This window comes from Arthrobacter roseus (assembly GCF_016907875.1).
Lineage (GTDB): Bacteria > Actinomycetota > Actinomycetes > Actinomycetales > Micrococcaceae > Arthrobacter_J > Arthrobacter_J roseus.
Genome location: NZ_JAFBCU010000001.1, coordinates 2363040 through 2386061, shown reverse-complemented (window position 1 = coordinate 2386061; position 23022 = coordinate 2363040). Strand labels below are relative to the sequence as shown.

Sequence of the window (23022 nt, the reverse complement as noted above, 5' to 3'; positions counted from 1 at the left end):
AATTTGTGAACGTTGATCTTGTAGTAGTCGGCTCCGGGTTTTTCGGACTGACAGTGGCCGAGAGGGCTGCAACTGAGTTGGGTCTCAAGGTCGCGGTGATCGACCGTCGCTACCACATCGGCGGTAACGCCTACAGTGAAAAAGACCCGCAGACTGGAATTGAAGTGCATAAGTACGGTGCGCACTTGTTCCATACCTCTAACGAGCGCGTTTGGGACTACGTCAACAAGTTCACGACGTTCACGAGTTACGTGCACAAGGTTTACGGCGTGCATCGGGGCGAAGTCTTTCCGCTTCCAATCAACCTCGGCACCATCAACCAGTTCTTCCGGGCAAACCATACTCCGGATGAGGCACGTGCGCTCATCCAGGAGCAGGCGGGGGAGTTCGCCGGATTGGACCCGGAGAACCTCAATGACAAGGGCATTCAGCTCATTGGTCGGCCGCTCTACGAAGCGTTCATCAAGCACTACACCGGAAAACAGTGGCAGACGGATCCCAAGGATCTTCCGGCCGGCATCATCTCCCGGCTTCCGGTTCGCTACACCTATGACAACCGATATTTCAACGACACCTTCGAGGGACTTCCCACCAACGGCTACACGGCGTGGATAGAACGTATGGCGGATCATCCCAACATTTCCGTGCACTTGAACACTGACTTCTTTGATGACTCTCAAGAGTACGGAAAGTCCAACGTCGTGGGGAATGTCCCAGTCGTCTATACAGGTGCAGTGGACCGATACTTTGACTTCGCGGAGGGCAACCTTTCTTGGCGAACCATCGATTTTGAACAGGAAGTGCTGGATGTAGGCGATTTTCAGGGCACGTCTGTGGTCAATTACAACGACGGCGACGTTCCCTACACTCGGATCATCGAACCTCGCCACTTCCATCCAGAGCGAGATTACCCATCGGACAAGACGTTGATCATGCGCGAATTCTCGCGTTCTGCGACGGAGGGCGACGAGCCGTATTACCCCATCAATACGGAAGCGGATCGGGCGAAACTTCTGGCGTACCGGGACCTCGCAAAGAGTGAGAAGTCCGTTTTGTTCGGTGGGCGACTTGGTACCTACAAATATCTGGACATGCACATGGCCATAGGATCCGCGTTGGCCATGTTTGACAACAAGATCAAGCCTCATTTCAGTGGTGGCGCAACACTCGAGAGTGGAGGAGTCGACGCATGACAAGTTCAACCGAAGCGGTGGACAGCTCAAAATCGGAAACAACAAAGTTCACCACTCTTCAGCGCGTCATACTTCCGAACCAGAGCCAGATGGATACAGCTCTGCTTTACGTCGATAGTGGGACGGCGCGTGGCGCTCAGTTCAACACTATGGATGGCTCTTCAACCGGCCGGCAGCCGACGTCCGCGTATTCACCGGCGGCGACGAGCGAGGTTCACGTTGAAGATTTTGTATCGCGGACCTCCACGACTGTTCGCGCAGGTGAGAGAATTTCCTTCGGCACCTATTTCAACGCCTTTCCTGCCAGTTACTGGCGTCGGTGGACCGCCATCGAAGAGGTTAAGCTTCGGGTCGTGACTTCCGGAGCCGGTAGCATCAGCGTGTACAAGTCGAACGCAAGGGGTTCGCTGCAGCACGTCGAAACTCAACGTGTCAGTGGAAGCGCCGAGAGTGCCTTCGATTTGTCCCTCAAGCCTTTCGGCGACGGCGGGTGGTACTGGTTTGACATCGTTGCAGGTGCCGAATCGGTCATTCTGGAATCAGCCGACTGGCTGAGCGCTGAAGACGAGCGCACGGCGGCCGGGCACACAGGGTCTGTGACACTTGAAATAACGACGCTCAACAAAACCGATTTCTGCCTCGACAATCTCAACATTCTTGCTAGCCACCCGGAAGCGCTCGAGAATGTGCGAGAAGTGCTCGTCGTTGATCAGGGTACTCAGAAGGTCCGTGACGCAGAGGGGTTCGCGGAAGTCGAAGCAGCACTTCACAGCAAACTCCGTATCATTGACCAGGCAAACCTTGGTGGGTCGGGAGGGTTCTCCCGCGGTATGTTCGAGGCGGTCGAGAATGGCAGCGACTATGTGCTGCTTCTAGACGACGACGTCGTGGTTGAGCCGGAAAGTATCAGCCGCTTGCTCACCTTCGCGGACCGCTGCAAAACGCCGACGATTGTCGGCGGTCACATGTTTGACCTCTATAACAGGTCCGTTCTGCACACGTTCGGTGAAACTGTTAATCCCTACAGGATTCAACCTGATCAGCCCATCGCGGCCCAAGAGCTCGGTCACGATTTTGCCAGGTCCAACCTGCGGACAACGCCGTGGCTCCACCGGCGTGTGGACGTCGACTATAACGGGTGGTGGATGTGCCTGATCCCGACGAAGGTGATTCGTGAGATTGGACTGTCGCTGCCCATCTTCATCAAGTGGGACGACTCGGAATATGGATTGCGCGCGAAGAGTGCGGGATTTCCCACGGTGTCGATGCCCGGTGCGGCCGTTTGGCATGTATCCTGGGCGGACAAAGATGACCTCGTTGGTTGGCAATCATATTTCCATACACGGAACAGGCTGATAACCGCGCTCCTTCACAGTCCTTACGAACGCGGCGGTCGTGTAGTTCGGGAAACCGGCTACTTGGACATCAAGCACTTGATCTCGATGCAGTACTTTACCTCGATGGGTCGCATTATGGCTTTGCGTGATGTGCTTAAGGGGCCGGAGGGTCTGCACGACCTGCTTCCAACAAAGTTGCCGGAAATCCGGGCAATGATTGCCGAGTACTCTGATTCTCAGATCAAGCCGGATCCAGAAGCGTTTCCCACGCCAAAAATGGACAAGCCGCCTCGGCACGGACAAGGATTTAGGGCGCCATCCTATACGACTCTCGTTCCTTGGGCCGCAAAAACGGTGATCCGCCAATTGACCAAACCTGTGTCGGAAACCAGCAGAACCCGTCCTCAGACCTACGTGGCGCACCAGGACAATAAGTGGTGGCGTATGTCGCAATACGACAGCGCCGTTGTGACGAACGCCGAAGGTACGGGTGCGTCCTGGTACAAACGTGATCCGAAGAAACTCAGAGAACTTCTGTCGGAGAGTCTGCGTCTCAACAGTGAGATTCTGCGCACTTGGCCGCAACTGAGCGCACGGTATAAGGCAGCGGTTCCGGAGATGACGTCCATCGACGTCTGGAAGAAAACTTTCGAGAAGCATTCCGAGGAAAGTAACTGACGTTGAGTACCACTGGTCTGGTTACGCCCGGCAAAGCTGGCGGACTCCGCGATGTTCTGCGTTCGCGGTTCCTCCTGCGCCTGCTGGTATCAAAGGAACTCAAGGTCCGCTACCGTGGATCGGTCCTTGGGCTCCTTTGGTCCTATGTGAAGCCAGCAGTGCAGTTCATTGTCTTCTACATTGCGCTGGGAGTGTTCCTGGGGCTCGAGCGTAGCGACCGGAACCCCGGCGGACTTCCCAACTACTCGATCTACTTGTTCGCCGGGATTGTGCTCATCAACTTCTTTTCGGAGGCACTGGGGAACGCAGCCCGCTCCATTGTGGGCAACGCCAACCTGATAAAGAAAATTTATCTGCCTCGCGGACTCTTTCCGGTCGCTTCGGTATGGGTATCGGCAGTACATTTCTTCCCGCAGCTGGTGGTTCTCCTAGCCGCATGCCTGTTTGTCGGTTGGCATCCGTCCATTACGCAGATCGCAGCCGCAGGCGGGGGATTCCTCATTGTGGCACTCCTGGCCACTGGCCTGGGGCTGTTCTTCGGTGCCGCCAACGTGTATTTCCGTGACTCTGAAAACTTCGTTGACATGTTGCTGATGATCGCCACTTGGGCTTCACCGGTCCTTTACGCGTGGACCATGGTGGAGGAGAAGATGGGACACGCCTTCTTCACTTTCTACCAGTCCAATCCCATGACCATCGCTGTGGAACTATTCCATTTTGCCTTCTGGCTGCCCACCACGACTCCGGACGTCATGGACCCTGCTATGGCCGTTCCGCCCAACCTGTTGGATTTCTGGCTGCCCATCGGACTCCTCACCTCACTCGTGATCATTTTTCTGGGGCAGTTCACTTTCCGTCGCCTTGAGGGCCGTTTCGCTCAGGAGTTGTAAGCACTATGTTGGCCATAGAGGTAACGAACGTCAGCAAGGAATTTGTCCTGCGGCACACCCGCTCCGTCAAGGAAGCCTTTGTGTGGTTGGTCAAGGGACGCAAGGGTGATCTGTCCGAGAAGTTCCATGCCCTCAACGAAGTCTCGGTCTCCATAAACGAGGGCGAGTCAGTGGCCTTACTGGGGCTGAACGGTTCGGGAAAGTCCACGCTCCTCAAGCACATGTCCGGCGTCATGCTTCCGGATTCGGGTACGGTGCGTACCCGGGGCCGGGTTGCAGGACTCATCGAGGTTGGCGCGGGGTTTCACCCTGATCTCAGTGGCCGGGACAATGTGTACCTCAATGGTGCCATTCTCGGCATGACGGAGAAGGAGATCGACGAGAAGTTCGATTCCATTGTTGAATTCTCTGAAATCGCCCAGTTCATCGACACAGAGGTGAAATTCTACTCCTCCGGCATGTATCTGCGGTTGGCCTTCTCTGTCGCGGTGCACACCGATCCTGAAGTCTTCCTCGTGGATGAGATCCTCGCCGTGGGGGATGAGCCCTTCCAGAAGAAGTGCATCAAGAAGATCAAGGAGTTGAGTGCGGCCGGTAAAACGCTCGTTGTCGTCAGTCACGACCTGGATCTGGTGGTGAAAGTCTGTGAGCGTGGCATCCTCATGGAGAAGGGCCGCCTGGTCCTCGACTCTTCGGTCACGAATGTTGTGAAGGCGTTGCGGTCCGGCACGTAGCTAAATGCCTCGGGCTACCCGCAGGCCGTCACCTTGTAGAGCTTCGCTTCACCCTCGCTGGCGATGAGTTCCAGTCCAGGTGCACTTTCGGCATTGTCCATTGCAGTGTTGACGTGCTGGCCGCCCTGGACCTCACGGTCATCGAAATCGAGAGCGTAGTAGGCGTTCAATTCCTTCACCGCTGGACAAACAGCGGGATTCACTCCAGCTTCATCCATATGCGACATCAACACCAGCTCAGCCTCCGAACGGGCCCCGACTACGTGAGGGGATACAGTTTCACGCCCCGAGACCGCGTAGACCAAGGTGCTGCCGTTCCAAGGATCTCCGTAAACAACATCTCCTGGCGGGACCAACTCCGGCACTCGTTCGAGCAACGCCAATTCGTCGCTGCTCAGGAGCACGGATGTATCCGAGATTCGGTATCGTTCCGAGGCCAGGCGCTGCTCAGTGTCCAAGGAACCGATTTGTGCCAAGAGCGTCGTGGCACCGAGGGCGATGACAATGACGGCGGCGGCCATCCCCTTATTCGACAGTCCCCGGACGAGGGGAAGCGCGCGTTGGTAGAATTGGGTTGTCGTCAGATGCAGGCTTTCAATCCATAGTCCCAGGGTGCGCAGCACCCTGGTACCGCCCAGCACGGCTACTGGAAGGGTGACCGTAGGCAGTATGGCCGCGAGCCGGTAAGCGTCGTTGTACCAGACCCCAGTCCAAAAATGCCTGAGGTCCCCCTCCGGCATTGCCGAGGCGACAATGAAGAGGGCAGAACCTACGGCAAAAACGCCGAGCAGCCACCACCGGCGCGGCTCCTGCGCAAGCGTTGCGACGCCGGCCAGTGTCAGAAGTAGCAGGAGAAACGAAATATGAGTGCCCTGGGGGCCGCTGCCGAGAATCTCCCCTAGTGCCTGTGAGACCGTTTGACGCGGGTCCCAGCCTGAGGCGGCTTGGGGTTGAACTGCCAATTGCCACCCAATCATCCCGACGACGATATATGCCGCGACGGCAACGAGAGCTGCAATCACGGCTACGCCTGAGGACTTTTTCCGCCGCCATGCGACGGTGACGTTGACAAGCCACGCGACCATCATCGGGGCGCCAAAGGCAATGACGGCTACGACGGTGCTGGGATGCGCCAGCGCAAGACCGGGGAGCACGGCAAGGAACTGCAAGGCTGCGGGAAGTGTCGCGAGCCCGATCGCTCCCAGCCTCAGGCCAGAGACCATGATTCCGAGCGCAACAGGCAGAATGGCAACCGAGAGCAGGTTGGGATAAAGGACGCCGAAGTCGATCATCAGGTAGGGAAAGGCACTGAACGCGGCGGCGATGGCCCCCGTGAGCAATACCGGCAGGATTCGGGTACCGGTGATCCGGGTTACGAGATAAATGCAACCTAACGGCCATAGCACGGCACTGATGACTATGTTCCCGGCGGTTACGGCGGCGGGTACGGACGTTCCCAGCAACTGCACTACGAGGGCAAGGACGTCATGCCAAGCTGCCGGGTAGAAGCCCTGTGACGCTTCAGTCAGATTGCCCAGCGTCATGGAAGAGCCGTTACCGGTCATTTGGATATGACGGATAGCGTTCAAGTGGTAGATGTTGTCGTAAGTCTGAGAGATATTCTCCGGGCTGCCGATAATCGTGACGAACCGAGCGGTTATAATGACGGCCGGAACCAACACCGCGAGCACGTAGCATGATGCCCGGATATTTTCGTAGCTCAATGGCAGGACACGTCCTGCGAATCTATGCCCACCGGGGGCGCCTGAAGGGCCGGACGTGTAGGGCCGGGTACGAAAGACGGCAATGCCATAGCGGACCAGGAGTATGGCCAGGGTAAGTACCCCAGTGAAGATCGCGACTGACGCAGGTGAGAACCGGAGAGACAGATACGGCCAAACGATGGCAGCCGTGGCGATGATACTGACGGTGGCCGGCCCTGCCAGCGCCCACATGGCGATACCGCGTAATCCTAAAGCGCGAAGAGTGAGTCCGCCAGGAAGGAGGAAAAGCAGCAGTGTGCCGACCAGAATGGGAACGAATTGCGGCCAGGACATGCAGAGACTCCTCGGACTTTTGCTGGATGGGGCGGCGGGGACTACCCCACGAGGATGCCTTCGTCGCAGCTGACAGACATACCAGCTTCCAACCCTACTGGACGGCGCGGGCAAAATTGGGGCCGCTGGTTCCGCGGGTGCCAGGGCGTTGGATAGATGTGAAATACTGGGGCCGTGAGCCGAACCTGGGTTGTTATTCCGATGTATAACGAGTCAACCGTCGTCGTCGACGTCATCAGAGGCCTCCTTCCCACTTTTCCGAACGTTGTCTGCATAGATGATGGCAGCACCGATGAGTGCGCGCAGGCTGCCCGTGATGCGGGTGCCGTCGTCGTACAGCATCCGATCAACTTGGGACAGGGAGCTGCCCTGCAGACGGGGATCGAGTATGCACTGCAGGATCCGGGGATGGACAGCATAGTTACGTTCGACGCCGATGGACAGCACCGCGTTGAGGACGCCAGGGAAATGGTGGAACGCCTTTCATCCGGCGAGGCGGACATAGTATTGGGGTCGCGATTCCTTGACGACCGCACGAAGATGGGGCCGGTCAAGCGGTTGGTTTTGAAGACAGCTGCGCTCCAATCGAAACTGGCCACTGGGATGGACCTGACGGACGCTCACAATGGCTTGCGGGCCATCAGCAGGTCAGTTGCGGAGGACATCCACCTCACGCAGAACCGCATGGCCCATGCGTCCGAGCTGGTGAATCAGCTGGCAGTCCTTGAACATCGTTGGGTGGAACATCCGGTCGAGATTATCTACACAGACTATTCCAAGGCGAAGGGTCAATCGCTGCTAAATTCTGTCAATATCTTAGCCGAACTGTTCCTGAGGTAACTTCCATGCTGATTGTTGTCCAGATCCTGCTCGTCTGCGCGGTCGTACTCGTATCGTTGGTACTGATGCGTGGGGGGAGTAACGCGCGGCACCTGGCGATCCGGCGCATCATGCTGCTGTTGTTTGCGACCGCGGCAGTGTTGTCGATTTTCTTCCCTGAGGTGCTTTCCACCGTCGCTTCCTGGCTCGGTATCGGGCGTGGTACCGACCTGGTGCTGTATGCACTCATAGTGTCCTTCCTTGTGTTCATGGCCACGTCCTACCAGCGACACCGTCAAACAGAGATTTCCCTCACCAAATTGGCCCGGCGTATAGCCATCGATGAAACTGAACGGCCCTGGGAATCGCCCTCCCGATAGCGGCCGGACACGCCGGCTGTTTTACCCAGAAAGCAGGTTATTGATGACCATAGACGTGATGTTCCCCTACTACGGGGACGTAGCCATGATGAAAGCAGCTGTTGATAGTGTCCTGAAGCAGGAGGATCGGGATTTCAAGTTGACAATTGTCGATGACGGTTACCCGGACGACACTCTCCCCGCCTACTTTGCGGAGCTGACTGCCTCAGACAGCAGGATCGCGTATTCCCGGAATGAAAAGAACCTTGGCGCCAACGGTAATTACCGCAAGTGCGTGGGCCTCATTCAGCACGACATCGTCGTGATCATGGGTGCTGATGACGTCATGCTGCCGAATTACCTTTCCACGGTCCGTCAGGCGTTTAGAGAGCCGTCCGTGTCGATCGTTCAGCCTCAAGTGGAGGTTATTGACGAGCTCGGTGAGGTTTACCTACCATTGGCCGATCGAATTAAGGCAGCAATGCGTCGCCGCGCCACGGGCAGCAGCAGTACCGCTGTTCTGCAGGGAGAGCCCATTGCCAAGAGCCTGATCTCTGGCAATTGGTTGTACTTTCCATCCATTGCATGGCGCGCGGACGCCATCAAAGCCCATTCCTTCCGGCCGGAGTACGACGTCGTTCAGGACCTTGCGCTTGCATTGGATGTCGTCATGACGGGCAGCCGGCTGCTCGCTACGGACACGGTCTGTTTTCAGTACCGTCGGCACCGGGAGAGTGATTCCTCGGTGCGGGCCCTTGATGGGCGCCGATTCGATGAAGAGCGGCGGTTTTTCGATGAGTGCGCTGCAGATTTCCAGCGGTTGGGCTGGGGTAAAGCGGCGTTAGCGGCGCGCTTACACCTCTCCTCGAGGCTCAACGCCGTGAGTCTTCTCCCCAAAGTCGTGGCGAAGCGAGCCTGGGTAGGACTCGGGAAGTTGTTGGGGCATGCCGTCAGGTTCTAAAGGCGTCTATTGACTGGTCATCGGCCGCAGTTCACTTCGTCCTAGCTGGTAGTCTTTCGATGTGCTGTATGCAGCGAGCGCCCTAAATCATCAGGGGTGTTGTTCGATTTAATCACGAGTGATAAAGGTGGTAAGAATGTCCATGCTGAGTGGATCGTCAGTATTGATTACTGGCGGAACCGGATCATTGGGGAAGGCCCTCATCCGGGAGATTCTGGATAACCACAACGTCCGGCGGCTTGTGATCTTTAGTCGGGACGAGCTGAAGCAGTTAGAAGCCCGTCGTCTGTTCGAAGATGATTCTCGTCTCCGTTGGTTCATTGGTGATGTCCGAGATCGACACAGGCTTGAACGAGCTTTCCACCAAGTTGACTACGTCATCCATGCGGCTGCACTCAAGCAGGTGGACACCGCCGAGTACAATCCATTTGAGTACGTTGAAACAAACGTCCGTGGATCGCAAAACGTTATTGACGCCGCAATCGATGCGGGCGTCAAGAAGGTCGTTGCCCTTTCGACAGACAAGGCATCGAGCCCCGTTAACCTCTATGGTGCCACCAAGCTATGTGCGGATCGGCTTTTTATCTCAGGCAACCACTACGCCGCGGCTTACGACACCCGTTTCTGCGTAGTCCGGTATGGAAACGTCATGGGTTCCCGCGGATCGATCGTACCAATCTGGAAGACAATGGCCGCCCGCGGTGAGTCGTTGCCATTGACTGACAACAGGATGACGCGGTTCTGGATCACTCTAAACCAAGCAGTAAAATTCGTTTTGGACTCATTTGAGATGATGCAGGGTGGGGAACTCTATGTTCCTAAAATCCCCTCCGTGAGGATCGCTGAACTGGCTACGGCCATCGCGCCTGACGCCAGGACGCATGAGATTGGCATTCGCCCTGGCGAGAAGCTCCATGAGGAAATGATCGCAGCAGACGATTCCCGCCGCACAGTTTCCCTTGGTTCACGATACGTCGTCATGCCACACCTCGCTGGGTGGGGGTATAAACCGCCGAAAGACGGGATCGCTGTGTCAGACGGCTGGAGCTATCAGTCCGATGGCAACGAACATTTTCTCTCTGTAGACGAATTGCGGAATATGATCTCGGAAGGGTTGTAAACGAATGCTTCCCTACGGTCGGCAATCCATAGATGAAAGTGACATATTGGCCGTCACTGAAGCGCTTCGTAGCGACTGGCTAACAACCGGACCGATGGTCGATAAGTTCGAGGAAGCAATTTCTTTGGTCGCCGGAGGATCTCAAGCTGTTGCCGTGACCTCGGGTACTGCAGCATTGCACACAGCTTACGTCGCTGCCGGAGTACAGGCGGGCGATGAGGTCGTGACTACACCACTGACCTTTGTTGCTACGGCAGCCACTGCGGCAATTGCTGGGGCAAAAATTGTGTTTGCCGACGTGGAGGCCTCAACTGGAAATCTCTCGATTGAGGCAGCTAGGTGCTTAATAACTGACAGGACCCGAGCGATCACTGCAGTTGATTATGCGGGATTGCCGGTGGACGCGGAGGCGTTCACGAGATTGGCGCACGAGCATGGTGCCCTTTTTATCGAGGATGCTGCTCATTCCGTTGGTTCGATACTGAACGGAAGCCCAGTTGGTGAAATCGCTGACCTAACGACATTTTCCTTCTTCCCTACGAAGAACCTGACGACAGGTGAGGGCGGGGCGGTAGTGTCCCCCGATGGGCGGTTAGCCACTCGGGCTCGTAATTTCAAGGGGCAGGGATTGGTTCGTGATAGCAATGCCCTGCGCTACCCGGAAGAAGGCCCTTGGCACCAGGAAGTGCACGAATTTGGTATCAACTACCGATTGCCAGATATCTTATGCGCCCTAGGATTAAGTCAGATAGGCAAGTTGGAGCAGTTCAAGCGGCGACGACAGCAGATTCATAATCTCTACAACGAAGCCTTTGCCACCAATGACGAACTAGTCATTCCTGGCGTGATGGATGAGGCCTCTCCGGCTTGGCATCTGTACCCGCTGCGCGTTCCGGCGGAACGACGCCGTGTCATATTTGACGAACTTCGTTCCCGTGGTTTCGGAGTGCAAGTTAACTACATCCCTGTCTACTGGCATCCGGTCTTCGAGGACTTGGGTTATCGTCGTGGCATGTGCCCCAACGCGGAGGCGTACTATCGACAGGAAATTTCCCTGCCACTCTTCCCAGGTCTCACCGATGGTCAAGTTCACCAGGTAATCGAGAACGTTCTCGACGTCGTCGCGTCATGACAGATACCGCACCACGCGTCGTGGTTGTTATTCAAGCTCGTATGGGTTCGACCCGCCTTCACGGCAAGGTGTTGGAACCGCTTTTGGGTCGTCCCGTGCTGGACTGGGTTGTCCGGGCCGCGAAAAAAGCCGATGGTGTAGATAATGTAGTTATAGCGACGTCGGAGACATCGAATGACGACAGAATCGATGATTTTGGTGCGAGTTTGGGCGTTCAAGTCGTGCGAGGAAGTGAGGACGATGTGCTCTCGCGCTTTCTTCTTGTGGCCAATCGTACTAGGGCCGATGCAGTGGTTCGTCTGACCGCCGATTGTCCGTTGTTGGACCCGGTCCTTATCTCGGCGGTCGTCGCAATTTGGCGGCGCACACCCGACGTCGATTACGTGTCAACCACGCACCCGCGTTCGCTGCCTCGTGGACTGGACGTAGAACTGGTTACTACCAAAGCGCTGCATCGTGCCGACCGGCGAACAGAGAAATACCATCGAGCACATGTAACTAGCGCAGTTTATGAGGACGGTGCTGAATTTACCTGTGCGTCGCTTTCGTTCCTTCCGCGCAATGATCGCTACCGTGTCACGCTTGACACTCATGAGGACCTGAAACTCTTATGCGCCCTGACGAAGCTTCTAGGTGATGCGCCTCCCTCGTGGCGTGAGGTGGTGCGGACGCTGGATGCGCATCCCGAAATTGTCGAGCTGAATGCTCATATCGAGCAAAAGGCACTGAGAGAGGGCTGATTGTGATTGTGCTTTTCCGTTGCGATGCAACGAAGCGCCAAGGGCTAGGACATCTGATCCGATCCATCGCTGTAGCGGATGCGGCTTCCGATGTCGGCTGGGAGGTGGTTTTTTACGGGTTGGTAGAGAATACCTTGGGCAAGACGATGCTGCAGGAGCAAGGGTATCTTCTTCATTCGTGGAGGGGGACGGCTGCCGAATTCGCCAGCCTGGCGGTTGACCATCGCGCCACCGTGGTCCACGTTGACTCCTACGACGATGCTGGCCCGCTCGACACGGAGCTGGCTCAACGAGGGATCTTGCTGAGTTCGGTCGAGGACGGTCACTATGGTCGACGCTCGGCGGCTATCGCTATCGACCCGTCACCAATGAGTGAGCACGTATACCGGCCCGACGATGGTAGCCGCCACCTTCTGCGTGGCACTAAGGCCATTCCCCTTCGCCGGTCGATTTTGTCAGCTGCCAAGGACACAGCCAAGGCTACTGTTGGGATCAAGGTCCTAGTGATCATGGGCGGTACCGATGCACTTAACATGACTGGTGAAGCAGTCCGCTTGTTGTTGGCAACGGGGATATCCTGCACCTGTCACGTGGTTGCAGAAAGCGCGGTGTTGGAACCGCAACCTGAGGTCGCTCGGCAAATCGTAATTCATGAACCTGGACCAAATATTCCATCGCTTTTTCCTTCAATGGATCTGGTAATCAGTGGCGCTGGAACAACAGTATGGGAACTAGCGACGCTTGGTGTGCCCATGGCGTTGCTACAGGTCGTAGAAAACCAGGCGGATAACTATCGCTATGCTGTTGGTGCGGGCTTTGCCCTCGGACTGGGTTCCGTGCGGGACGGTTCTTTGAAGGCGCCGGAGGCTGCCACGCAGCTGCGAGAATTGCTAGTAGACCCCCTTCGGCGCGCTGAGATGGGTGCGGCCGGACGTCATCAAGTGGACGGTAGCGGTGCAGCGCGCATAGTGCGAGTGTGGGCAGAGCGTTTGAGGCTTGACCGAGGCCTACAGGTGCGTTTCGCCACGCTGGAAGACGCGTCCCGCCTTTTCGATTGGCGCAACGATCCATCAGTGCGGCTCGTTTCCCGCGCTACGGGCGAACTTGACTGGAATTCGCACGTTGCATGGGTGGAAGCATCTGTTGTCGCTGATCATAGACGGTTGCTCATCGTTGAAATAGACCGGGAGCCCGCCGCCACTGTCCGGTTCGATCGGCTGGACGAGAACCAAGCGACCGAAGGAGAGACATGGGAGGTATCCATCACTCTAAGTCCCGCCCATCGTGGCCGTGGCATGGCGGGAAGCGTCCTTGCCATGGCTGAAGACTACTTCCTGAATCACCAAGCGGTTGCACTTCTTATCGCGGAGATGCTTGAGGACAATATTGCCTCTTACAACCTGTTCAGCGCAGGAGGGTATCGACCAGACGAAGATGCGGAGCTGGCCGCCATCCGCAGGCCGTGGCGTCGCTTGGTCAAGGCTGTCACCACGGCCGTCGATCCACGCTAGATTAGATCCCAGCTCAGGGGCGTTCCGGCACCAGCGTCTGACCTGAAGGTTCGTCCTTGAACGACGCTATAGTAGCTCGGCTCAAGTCCACCAGCGGGGCGGATGGAGCGAACGTTAGCAGTCGTCACAGTGTCCCCGGCTTTCACATTATCGACTACGTACAACGAACGGCGTAGTCGCTGGCTCTCTTCCTCGCCTCCGGTAACCCTGAGCACGGCTGAACCCAACGACAATTGAGCGGTTGAGGTTTCGGTGACAAGATCCATTAATTCGTTCGGTTCCAGGGAGAAGTCTGAATCCACTCCTCCGTCGGCACGACTAAGTGTGACGTGCTTTTCAATCACAGTCGCGCCCAGCGCTACGGCAGCCACTGCGGCCCCGATGCCTTTCGTGTGATCGGAGAGTCCGACCTGAACGTCGAACGCGTCCCGCATTACCGGAATCGTCCGCAAATTTGATTCGCTGGGAGAAGCTGGATATGAGGAAGTGCAGGCCAGTACAGTAATCTGATCATTGCCTTCAGCGCGGATGGTTCGCACGGCCCTATCAATATCCGATATGGTAGCGGCGCCGTTGGACAGGATCATGGGTTTTCCTGTGCGTGCGACTCGTCGGAGTAGCTCTAGATCGCCGATCTCAAGGGAAGCGATCTTGTATAGCGGAGCTTCAAGCGACTCCAGCAGGTCGACGGCCGTTGCATCGAAAGGGCTGGAGAACGGTATTAGACCTTTGGCCCGGGCGCGGTTGAACATCTCTTCATGCCACTCCCAGGGAGTATGCGCTTGCTCGTATAGAGAGTACAGCTTGGCTCCGCCCCATAGCGGGTGTTCCTTTGAGATAAGGAACTCCGGGCGGCCTGAGTTGATAGTGATGGTGTCGGCTGTATAGGTCTGGAACTTGACCGCCTGTGCGCCCGAATCGGCAACCATATCGATAATGTCAAGGGCACGTTGCAGATCGCCATTGTGGTTGCCGGACATCTCGGCAATGATAAAGGGCCTGTGATCGGCTCCGACAGTATGTGCGCCGACTTCGAAATCTTGCTTTCCCAAGGGATGTAATCCTTTCAAATCTACTTCTTGAACTATATTGCTTTGAATTTATTCAACCGCCTACGGACTACGAAAGTGGCTGCCAGAGCTATTCCGCTCGATCCCAGCAGGGTCCATAGGCCCGCTGCCACAGTTGTCGGAATAAGCAGTGCGAGGAGTGTTGTAGCGCTCAAGGATACCAAGAGCAGAACAAAGGGTGAGCCGGAGAGCGCCGTTGCTCCGGCCCGGCGTGCAAAGAGCAAGTAGACAAATCCGAGAGCGGTGAATCCGAATACTTTGACGGCCGCCAACACCGTAAGGTTCTGTGACTCCGCGGGCAGGATTGCGAGCAGCCCTGTAATCAGAGTGATCAGCAGGGTCATGTAAGCGAAAGAACGAGTACGTTTGAGCGCAAACAGGACTGCCATACTAACGAGGTAGAGCGCGTAGCCGACAGAGACGAGCGGTAGGACCTTCGCGAGCTGCACTAGTTCGGGCAAATCGCCAGCCAGAACATGCATACCCAGATTCGCACCTGCAATCCCGCCAAAGCCGAGCACAGCAGCGACTATGACCGCATTGCGGGTTACTGCCCGCACATCGTCCGATGCCGTGCCAGCGCTCACAGCTGACATGATTCTTGGCGTCCATACGTTATTCAGTCCGGCCAGCACAGCGAATGGGCCCAAGGCGAAAGCGGCTGCCGCAATATATCGTCCCGATGCCACGTCACCTTCGAGGACCTTCAACAGAAGGCTGTCGCCCTGCATTAGCAGAATCATGGCGAGGCTGTGGGGTAGGACCGGAAGTCCGATGAAAATAGCCTCCTTCACGGCTTGTGGTTGTCGTCCTGGCGCGGTTGGTCGGGCCATCAACAGGGCCGCTAGAGCTGTCGTCGCCATACCAAGACAGAACGCCGCCATGTAAACAGTCGCGTCCGCCCTTAGAACAAGGATGGCAGTGAGCCCCAATGCATGTGGAAACAGCGATGACCCTGCACTCAGAATGATGAAGTGCAGGGCCTTCTGCTCCGCGCGCAAGAAGGCCTGACAGGAAACTACGACACTGAGTAGGCCCATGGCCGGAAGCGTCAGGACGAACGGAAGATTTGCAGCCAAATCACCGGATGCCGATAGTAGAACTACGGAGATTAACACGGCAACGGCTGCAATCAAGACACTGAGGATCGAGCTGGCTCCGGCAATGGCGCGTGATCTGCCAGCACCGTCGTCGTGGTCGAAGTATGCACGGGTGATCGCGAGCGGCAGCCCGGCCAAAAGGATAACCAGACCAACCTGAAGCAATACGGTAGACACCCCGACTCGACCCCACTGCGTTGCGTCGAGGACGCGTATAGCTATGGGTTGAATGAGAAGCGGCGCCACACCCTGAATACCGGCACCGAGGAGATAAAGCAGAGATTGCCGGGAGGTAGATAATGGCCTTAGGCCCGACTTCAAGGACGTTCCAGGATCTTCGGCTGCACTAGCGCGAAAGCTGTATGGCGTGGAAGAGGATCGGGCAAGTGCTCAAGAGGATGTCTGAGGAAATCGAGCGGTGAAAGTTTGACTCCATTAATGACGGGACCTACGGCTCGCTTCTTCAATCCCAGCACAGCTCGTGCTTTCTCAACCGGCGCGCCCACCCAGTAGTTGAGAAAGGGCGCGGGTGCTGCGGTCTGCCAGCCCAGTATTTGGCGCAGCTCGGCCGGAGCTTTCATATGACGTCGGCCCAATTCCAGGTCAGCGACAGCACGGATATCGTCTATGTGGGCTGCCGGAGAGTAGAACTCAGGCCACAATTTCTGCAAATAACTCTCCGAGGAGGTTTCCGAGATGCCAGCGATCTGGAAATGCGGTCCATAAATTGATACTGGCGTCCCCGCGGCTGCGCTGTAGACAAGTGCAGTGGCCATACGGTTTGAGACGACCTTTCGTGCCGACATTAATAGCCAGAGCACGCGTGCAAGGAACAGTGGGTCCCTGCGCTCACCTGCTGTGGTGAGCTGATGTCCGGCGGAAGTCCACGCGTTTACGATGTCGGGGCGTTGAAGGTCGTCAACGTGCATGCAAACAATTGACGCTCCTTCCGCCTCGTAGACTTCGCGGGCATAAGCAGCCTGATCTCCTTCAACGGTAACCAATCGGGTCCCATGAAAGGGGAACACCACTGTGTCAATGGACCTTGGCGGCGCGGATACATTACGTCGTACAGTGTCGAGCAGATAAAGAAAAGGTGCTCCTATAGCTGTAGTGGAGTAGCCCGCGCTCCTCCTTGACTCTGCTTCGGTCCACCCTCTGGAACTGTGTGTCCACACGAATAAGTTTCCTGCCGGAGCCGATTCCGCCAAGTCTGCAAAATGGGTGGCGATGGGAGAAACGGGGGTCCAGCCGTGTTGGATCAGTCCAGCAACGTGCCGCGGTCGTTCGAGCTCAGCGTGTGCAGCGTAAACGGCAGAGTGTCCGTAGAAGTGATTCTGGATATCCATGGGCGGTCGTCTTTCGTGAGCTCGACAATCTGGCTGACTGGTGGCGGTCGCCAGAGACATCGGTTAGGACGAGATCTCTGACCGTAGACCACAATAGGCCATGCCAGAAGACGATCCGACTAGTAGGCGTCAATGACGCTCGTCCTGAAGTTACCGTTGCTGTCGCCTGAGTACATCCACAGTGTGCCGCCGGAGTCCCGTGCGATCACATTGGAACCACTGGTCCCGTCAAACTTTCCGACGTTGGCAAACGACCGGAAAGCGCCCCACCCAGCCCCGATTCGGCTGCGCGTCAAGAAGCTTCCATGTCCATTGCCTGGGTAAAGCCACAGGTATCCGGCGTGATCCCTTGCCATGATGTCAACGTTGCCGTCCTGGTCAAAGTCGTCAGCGCTTGCTACTAGATTGAAGACATCCCATCCGTGACCGATAAGGACGCGCTTCTTGAAGCCGCCATCCCCGTCACCGGGGTATAGCCACAGCTTTCCGTTCCGTTCCTGTGCCACGAGGTCTCCATAGCCATCGCCATTAAAGTCGCCCGTGCCTAGCAGTTGGGTGAAGATATCCCACCCATGTCCAATGAGGTGGCGCGAAGTGAAGTTGCCTCGCCCATCCGTCGGATATAGCCACAATGTGCCGTCCTTGGCTCTCGCCACAAGGTCAAGCTTCCGGTCACCGTCGAAGTCACCGGCACTCACCACCCAGTTGAACTGATTCCACCCAGCACCAACCTGCCTCCTCGGTAGAAAAGAGCCGCTCCCGTTGCCGCCGTACAGCCACAAATCTCCGCGTGGTGTTGTTGCCAGAACGTCGGCTTTTCCATCGCCCTGGAAATCACCGGCTTCCCACACCTGGTGAAATCCTTGCCATCCCTGACCGATGGCAAGTCGTGGAGCGAAATTCCCGCGGCCATCGCCGGGATACAGGAGGACATTTCCGCCAGACTGCGCGAGGACATCGGTAGCTCCATCGCCCGTGAAATCGTATCCCCCGACAATTTGACTGAAGGTATTCCAACCGGAACCGATCGTTCGACGCTGTTGGAAACCCCCGGTGCCATTACCTGGATAGAGGTAGAGCTGTCCCGTCGAGGTGCGAGCAATCAAGCCATTCTTACTGTCGCCGTTATGATCCCCCGCAGATTCTATGCGATTGAAAATTTGCCAACCAGCACCGATGACGCGCCGAGGTAGAAAGCCTGCGGCGCCATTGCCTGGATAAATGTACAAAGTGCCGTTGCCGCTACGAGCCACCAAGTCGCTATGGTGGTCTCCGTCAAAGTCTCCCACCGCTTCGATGTCATTAAAAACGTGCCACCCCGCTCCGATCTGTATCCTCGGAAGGAACCCGCCGACGCCATTGCCCGGGTATAGCCAGAGACGTCCATCAGTCATGCGCGCTACGATGTCGCTTCGATTGTCGCCGTTGAAGTCGGAGGTCCCTACGACGGCATTAAAAATATCCCACCCCCGTCCGATCGTCGTCGGTGACGACAACTTGTTGCCTGCCAAGCTACGCTGCATGGTCAATGTTCCATCAGCTCGACGAGTTAAGTAATCTGGGCGGTTATCACCATTAAAATCGCCCGTGCTGAAGGCCCGAGCGCTGTTATCGGTAGATGGCGTTGGAGTGGTTTGAGAGCGCCCCCGCGCGAAGTTCTTCAGTCCGTCCATTGTGCCGTTCCACACGTTGGAATCGCCGTCGAACGGGCCAGTGCTACTGTATTGCCACACGTTTTGACGTTTCCAACCAGCAGGCATCGCGCCAACGCCGACTTCGTTGTAAGCAGCGAGGTGAAGGGGATGGTCAGAGAATGCGGTTGTGTTGCCCATGCATTCTTTCCACCAAGATGTTGCGGTGTAAATCATGGGTGTTCTACCGGTTCGGGCCTTGACCGTATTGGAAAATTCGCGAACCCACGAGATGAGCTGGGACGGCGTCATGTCATAACAGGCGTTTCCATAGGGGCTCCACTCCATGTCAAGCAGCGGTGGGAGCGTCTTACCATCCGCGGACCATCCACCACCGTTATTGACGAAGTAGTTGGCCTGGTCACGTCCAGAGGAATACCCCGGATTCGCAAAATGGTAAGCGCCGCGGAGCATGCCCACAGCCGCACTACCTGAATATTGCTCTTCGAACTCATCATTCTTGTAGTAGGTACCCTCAGTCGCCTTTACATAGGCGAAGCGAGCGCCCATGTTCCATTGAGTCTTCCAGTTGATGTAGGGCTGATAGGCGCTGACGTCCATTCCCTGAACGCCGGGTGGCCGCCAGCTGCCCTGCGGTGTGGCCGAAATCGATGAAAGTTTTTGGCTGAGTGCCTTCGGGGCAATGCTTGTCTGTGGGTCCAGCCCAGCCTCGATTTTTTGCATTCCCTGCCCCATGTACGCACCGTACTTGCCAAAGTCCGGAATGCCTTGGGCGGCTTTCTGTGGCGCGCCACTTTTAATGCCTTCTGCGGGAGCCTCTTCGACGGTATCTATTGCGGGCGCCGGCGCCGGGGTCGCCGATGGTTTAGGTAGGGGTGGGCCTTCTTGCGCTGGGCCGGTCGTTTCTGCAGGAGCCGACGGAGCTACTGCAGGGGCTGTCGCCGCCGCGGTCGCCATCCCGGAAAAAACCAGAGATCCCGTCATTAGAGCTATGGCCAAGGAACGGGGGAGGTGAGGGGGTGTCAAAGAACGTCTCCAGCTTTTTTCGGAAGGCCATAGCACAAGTGACTGGCCAATGCCCTCAAATGATAGCGGAATGTTACACCTGTTACCAGAGTGGTGAATGTGAAGGGACCAGGGGTAGTTATCCACAGGCGCAAAGTCTCGTCTTATTGCATCCGGTAGTGTGGAATCACAGTCGTCATAGATAACGACTGGTCAATGTGGAATAAGTTACTTTATGGATCGATTTTGGGGGAACAGCATGGAGGCACTGCGCATTGTGGAGGACGAGGTTCGCAGCCTCATCCGCCACAGAGGCTTGGATCCTGCCAACCAGAATTCCGAGGTACGTCGTCTTGTAGACGCAGCCATCAGCGATTACGACGAGCGGTCACTCCTTGGTGTTGTCCCTCCACTTGGCGCGCCGGATCGCGTTCGGCAGCACGTTTACGATGCTGTAGCCGGTTTTGGTGTCCTCCAGCCGCTTCTCGATGATCCAACGGTAGAAGAAGTTTGGATCAACTCGCCCTCGGAGATATATGTTGCCCGGGCAGGGGAATCCGAGCTCACGTCTTTGACGCTTACGGAGCAGCAGGTAAAAGACCTGGTGGAGCGGATGCTGAAATCATCAGGGCGCAGGCTTGATCTTTCATCTCCCTTCGTGGACGCGGCCTTACCTGATGGTTCGCGGCTGCACGTGGTCATTCCAGACGTCACCAGGCGGCATTGGGCGGTCAATATCAGGAAGTTCATTGCCCGTGCCACCCGGTTAGAGCATTTGGTTGAGTTGGGGTCGATGACACCCCAAGCGGCTCGGTTCCTTGGCGCATCCGTGGCGAGCGGGATGAATGTTCTGGTATCGGGGGCAACTCAAGCAGGCAAGACAACCATGCTCAATTGTCTGGCCGCGGGAATTGGTTCCCGCGAACGTGTGGTCACAGTAGAGGAAATTTTCGAACTTCAACTGCCACTTCGCGACGTTGTCGGTCTGCAGTGCCGCCAGGCGAATCTGGAAGGTGGAGGCGAGATCCCCATGCGCCGGCTCGTTAAAGAAGCACTACGTATGCGTCCTGACCGGCTGATCGTCGGAGAAGTGAGGGAAGCCGAAAGCCTGGATATGCTCATCGCCCTCAACTCGGGTCTCCCGGGCATGTGCACGGTACACGCAAATAGTGCGCACGATGCAGTGACCAAAATTTGTACCCTGCCGCTGCTGGCTGGTGAAAACATTTCCAGCGCGTTCGTCGTGCCCACTGTCGCGGCGTGCATCGATCTTGTTGTCCACTGTTCTCGATCCGCAACGGGCAAGCGTGAAGTAGCCGAGATCCTTGCACTGGGTCGCCGCGTTGAAAACGGCATCATCGAATCCACATCACTCTTTCGCCGGGTCAATGGCGAGCTGGTTGTAACCGCTTCCGGGCTGACTGATGACGAAAAGCTAGTACGCCGTGGGTACAGCGTTTCCGAACTGTTGGGAACCTACGCATGACTGCGCTTGTCGGGTTACTCATGGGTATCGGGCTGTTTCTGATGTGGTGGTCTTGCTGGCCCGTAGTTGAGAAGACCAAGACAGCGGCACGCAGGAGCAGAATTAACGAGCTCCTTATCCAGGCCGGAGTTGAGCGCGTCTCGGCCAATGGCCTAGTACTGTCATGCGTCGTGGTGGGCATATTCGTCTTCTTGCTCGTCAATGTGTTGACTGGAGCTCCGCCCGTTGCGGCGTGTTTTGGATTATTTGGGACCGCCGTTCCATTCGTCATTGTTCAGTGGCGTGCCAAACAGCGCAGGGCTTCGCTTCGAGAACTATGGCCCGATGTTGTGGATCACCTACGCTCAGGCATTCGGGCAGGTTTATCGTTGCCAGAAGCGCTCATTCAGCTCAGCGAGAAGGGGCCAGAGGAGTTGCGCAGTGCCTTTCGTGAGTTCGGAGCTGACTACCGGTCCGGAGGGCGGTTCGACGACGCTCTGCTTTTATTGAAGGCCCGGCTCGCTGACCCCGTCGGAGACAGGATTATCGAAGCGCTGAGAATGACTCGGGAAGTTGGTGGTTCGGATCTCGGACGACTTCTGGGAACACTCGCTGAATTTCTCCGCGACAGCGCCAGAACCCGTAGCGAACTTGAAGCTAGGCAGTCGTGGACAGTCAGTGCAGCCAGGCTTGCCGTCGCTGCGCCATGGATCATTCTGATGCTGCTCGCTACAAGGCCCGAGGCCGTGGAGGCGTATAACACTACGGCCGGCGTCGGCGTGCTGGTCGCCGGGCTACTCGTCTCCGTTTTTTGCTATTGGTTGATGATCAAAATCGGTGCGCTGCCCGAGGACGAGAGGGTACTTCAGTGACCGCCTATATCGCTTGGAGTGTGCTGCTGGGTTCCGCCCTCGGCTCTGGATTGTGGCTCAGCTTTGTCCGCTTACCGGTCATGCGGAAGCGGCGATTCGTGGAGCGCGTTGCACCGCAACTGAAGTCCTTGGATGCAGGCTCTCGGTTGTTTCGTGCGGTGGGGGAGAACATCACTCCCTTTGGGCCGTTAGAGCGGATTTTTCGGCCGGTCCTTCACGATGCAGTCAGGCGGCTCAACAGATTCAATCCAGTTTCGGGATCCCTCGCTAAACGCTTGGTCCAATCCGGAACGAGCAAGAGTGTTGTAGATTTTCGTGCTGAACAGATTATTTGGGGCGGACTGGGAATTCTGGCCGGTGCCGGGTTCTTGGGCGTGCTCGCCAGTAACGGCACCTTCAACGGCTTCCTTGGCCTAGTAGTGCTGCTTGGGTTCGCCGTCGGCGGTTTCGTCTTTCGCGACCATGTACTTGGTATGAAAATCAAGAGCAGAGAAGCCAAAATGTTGGCAGAATTTCCAAGCCTGGCCGAGCTCATGGCTTTGGCTGTGAGCGCCGGGGAAAGCGCCGTGGGAGCCCTTGAGCGCATCTGTCGGACCGCGCACGGCGAGCTCAGCAAGGAATTCGCCACAGTACTGGCCGAAACTAGATCAGGCATACCTCTATTGTCCGCACTGAAGAGCTTTTCCAACCGAACAGAGTTGGCACCACTGGCGCGTTTTGTGGACGGGATCACGGTGGCCGTCGAGCGAGGCACCCCGTTGGCCGATGTCCTTCGCGCTCAGGCTCAGGATGTTCGCGACATGGCAAAGCGCGAACTCATGGAATCAGCCGGGCGCAAGGAGATAGGCATGATGGTCCCGCTGGTGTTCGGAGTCCTCCCGCTTTCCGTTGTTTTCGCCATCTTCCCCGGAATAGCTCTACTGAATCTGGGTCTCTAAAAACGCCTTCGATCAAGCCGTATAAACCGATATATCAGTC

At 56.7% G+C, this 23022-nt stretch carries 19 protein-coding genes; 14 read left to right on the top strand and 5 right to left on the bottom strand.

The genetic code is table 11. The annotated features are described in order from the left end of the window. The first annotated feature begins 5 nt into the window (after nucleotides 1-5). The 4 genes from glf to JOE65_RS11545 are packed head-to-tail and all read left to right on the top strand — an operon-like array spanning nucleotide 6 to nucleotide 4832. Complete coding sequence (gene glf / locus JOE65_RS11560; RefSeq protein WP_205163335.1) at nucleotides 6-1193, top strand: UDP-galactopyranose mutase; 1188 nt, start codon at nucleotides 6-8, stop codon at nucleotides 1191-1193. After that, the gene (locus tag JOE65_RS11555) at nucleotides 1190-3208 is read left to right on the top strand and encodes a glycosyltransferase (protein WP_205163334.1); all 2019 of its coding nucleotides are present in this window, start codon (nucleotides 1190-1192) and stop codon (nucleotides 3206-3208) included. Before glf ends, JOE65_RS11555 begins: the two co-directional genes overlap by 4 nt. A gap of 2 nt (nucleotides 3209-3210) precedes the next feature. Next, entirely contained in the window at nucleotides 3211-4098 is an 888-nt protein-coding gene (locus JOE65_RS11550) for an ABC transporter permease (protein WP_420827507.1), read from the top strand. 5 nt (nucleotides 4099-4103) lie between these two features. Next, complete coding sequence (locus JOE65_RS11545) at nucleotides 4104-4832, top strand: ABC transporter ATP-binding protein (RefSeq protein ID WP_205163333.1); 729 nt, start codon at nucleotides 4104-4106, stop codon at nucleotides 4830-4832. Nucleotides 4833-4846: 14 nt separating this feature from the next. Here the strand turns inward: JOE65_RS11545 and JOE65_RS11540 are convergent, their stop codons facing one another. Further along, nucleotides 4847-6889: a DUF6541 family protein gene (locus JOE65_RS11540; protein WP_205163332.1), complete on the bottom strand. Its 2043-nt coding sequence runs from the start codon at nucleotides 6887-6889 to the stop codon at nucleotides 4847-4849. A gap of 174 nt (nucleotides 6890-7063) precedes the next feature. On the opposite strand from JOE65_RS11540, the gene JOE65_RS11535 reads away from it, so the two are divergent. The 7 genes from JOE65_RS11535 to JOE65_RS15525 all read left to right on the top strand — a co-directional run bounded on the left by JOE65_RS11535 (nucleotide 7064) and on the right by JOE65_RS15525 (nucleotide 13531). Continuing rightward, on the top strand, nucleotides 7064-7729 hold the full coding sequence (locus JOE65_RS11535; protein ID WP_338021626.1) for a glycosyltransferase family 2 protein: 666 nt from the start codon (nucleotides 7064-7066) through the stop codon (nucleotides 7727-7729). 5 nt (nucleotides 7730-7734) lie between these two features. After that, on the top strand, nucleotides 7735-8088 hold the full coding sequence (locus JOE65_RS11530; protein ID WP_205163331.1) for a DUF2304 domain-containing protein: 354 nt from the start codon (nucleotides 7735-7737) through the stop codon (nucleotides 8086-8088). A gap of 43 nt (nucleotides 8089-8131) precedes the next feature. After that, nucleotides 8132-9028 (top strand): glycosyltransferase family 2 protein, encoded by an 897-nt coding sequence (locus JOE65_RS11525; protein WP_205163330.1) that lies wholly within the window; start codon nucleotides 8132-8134, stop codon nucleotides 9026-9028. A gap of 136 nt (nucleotides 9029-9164) precedes the next feature. Further along, nucleotides 9165-10148, top strand: a complete 984-nt coding sequence (pseB, locus tag JOE65_RS11520; RefSeq protein WP_205163329.1) for a UDP-N-acetylglucosamine 4,6-dehydratase (inverting) — start codon at nucleotides 9165-9167, stop codon at nucleotides 10146-10148. A 4-nt stretch (nucleotides 10149-10152) separates the two neighbouring features. Beyond that, entirely contained in the window at nucleotides 10153-11280 is a 1128-nt protein-coding gene (locus JOE65_RS11515; RefSeq protein ID WP_205163328.1) for a DegT/DnrJ/EryC1/StrS family aminotransferase, read from the top strand. Next, nucleotides 11277-12020, top strand: coding sequence for a cytidylyltransferase domain-containing protein (locus JOE65_RS11510; protein ID WP_205163327.1), 744 nt, complete (start codon nucleotides 11277-11279; stop codon nucleotides 12018-12020). Before JOE65_RS11515 ends, JOE65_RS11510 begins: the two co-directional genes overlap by 4 nt. 2 nt (nucleotides 12021-12022) lie before the next feature. Continuing rightward, nucleotides 12023-13531: a GNAT family N-acetyltransferase gene (locus JOE65_RS15525; RefSeq protein ID WP_205163326.1), complete on the top strand. Its 1509-nt coding sequence runs from the start codon at nucleotides 12023-12025 to the stop codon at nucleotides 13529-13531. On the opposite strand, the gene pseI is transcribed toward JOE65_RS15525, so the two are convergent. From pseI to JOE65_RS11485, 4 genes are all read right to left on the bottom strand, one after another. Further along, the gene (pseI, locus tag JOE65_RS11500; protein ID WP_239536701.1) at nucleotides 13528-14583 is read right to left on the bottom strand and encodes a pseudaminic acid synthase; all 1056 of its coding nucleotides are present in this window, start codon (nucleotides 14581-14583) and stop codon (nucleotides 13528-13530) included. The two genes, JOE65_RS15525 and pseI, sit on opposite strands and share 4 nt — an antisense overlap. 32 nt (nucleotides 14584-14615) lie before the next feature. After that, a complete protein-coding gene (locus JOE65_RS11495) occupies nucleotides 14616-16022 on the bottom strand; it encodes a lipopolysaccharide biosynthesis protein (RefSeq protein ID WP_205163325.1) in 1407 nt (468 codons plus the stop codon). Further along, nucleotides 16019-16630, bottom strand: a complete 612-nt coding sequence (locus JOE65_RS15195; RefSeq protein WP_239536700.1) for a hypothetical protein — start codon at nucleotides 16628-16630, stop codon at nucleotides 16019-16021. The genes JOE65_RS11495 and JOE65_RS15195 overlap by 4 nt, the downstream gene beginning before the upstream one ends. A gap of 539 nt (nucleotides 16631-17169) precedes the next feature. Then, the gene (locus JOE65_RS11485; RefSeq protein ID WP_239536699.1) at nucleotides 17170-19437 is read right to left on the bottom strand and encodes a GH25 family lysozyme; all 2268 of its coding nucleotides are present in this window, start codon (nucleotides 19435-19437) and stop codon (nucleotides 17170-17172) included. A gap of 529 nt (nucleotides 19438-19966) precedes the next feature. Here JOE65_RS11485 and JOE65_RS11480 point away from each other — a divergent pair. From JOE65_RS11480 to JOE65_RS11470, 3 genes are read left to right on the top strand one after another with little or no spacing between them, the layout of a single operon-like run. Continuing rightward, a complete protein-coding gene (locus JOE65_RS11480; protein ID WP_205163322.1) occupies nucleotides 19967-21193 on the top strand; it encodes a TadA family conjugal transfer-associated ATPase in 1227 nt (408 codons plus the stop codon). Continuing rightward, the gene (locus tag JOE65_RS11475; RefSeq protein ID WP_205163321.1) at nucleotides 21190-22044 is read left to right on the top strand and encodes a type II secretion system F family protein; all 855 of its coding nucleotides are present in this window, start codon (nucleotides 21190-21192) and stop codon (nucleotides 22042-22044) included. Before JOE65_RS11480 ends, JOE65_RS11475 begins: the two co-directional genes overlap by 4 nt. Continuing rightward, the gene (locus JOE65_RS11470) at nucleotides 22041-22982 is read left to right on the top strand and encodes a type II secretion system F family protein (RefSeq protein ID WP_205163320.1); all 942 of its coding nucleotides are present in this window, start codon (nucleotides 22041-22043) and stop codon (nucleotides 22980-22982) included. Before JOE65_RS11475 ends, JOE65_RS11470 begins: the two co-directional genes overlap by 4 nt. The last annotated feature ends 40 nt before the right edge of the window (nucleotides 22983-23022 follow it).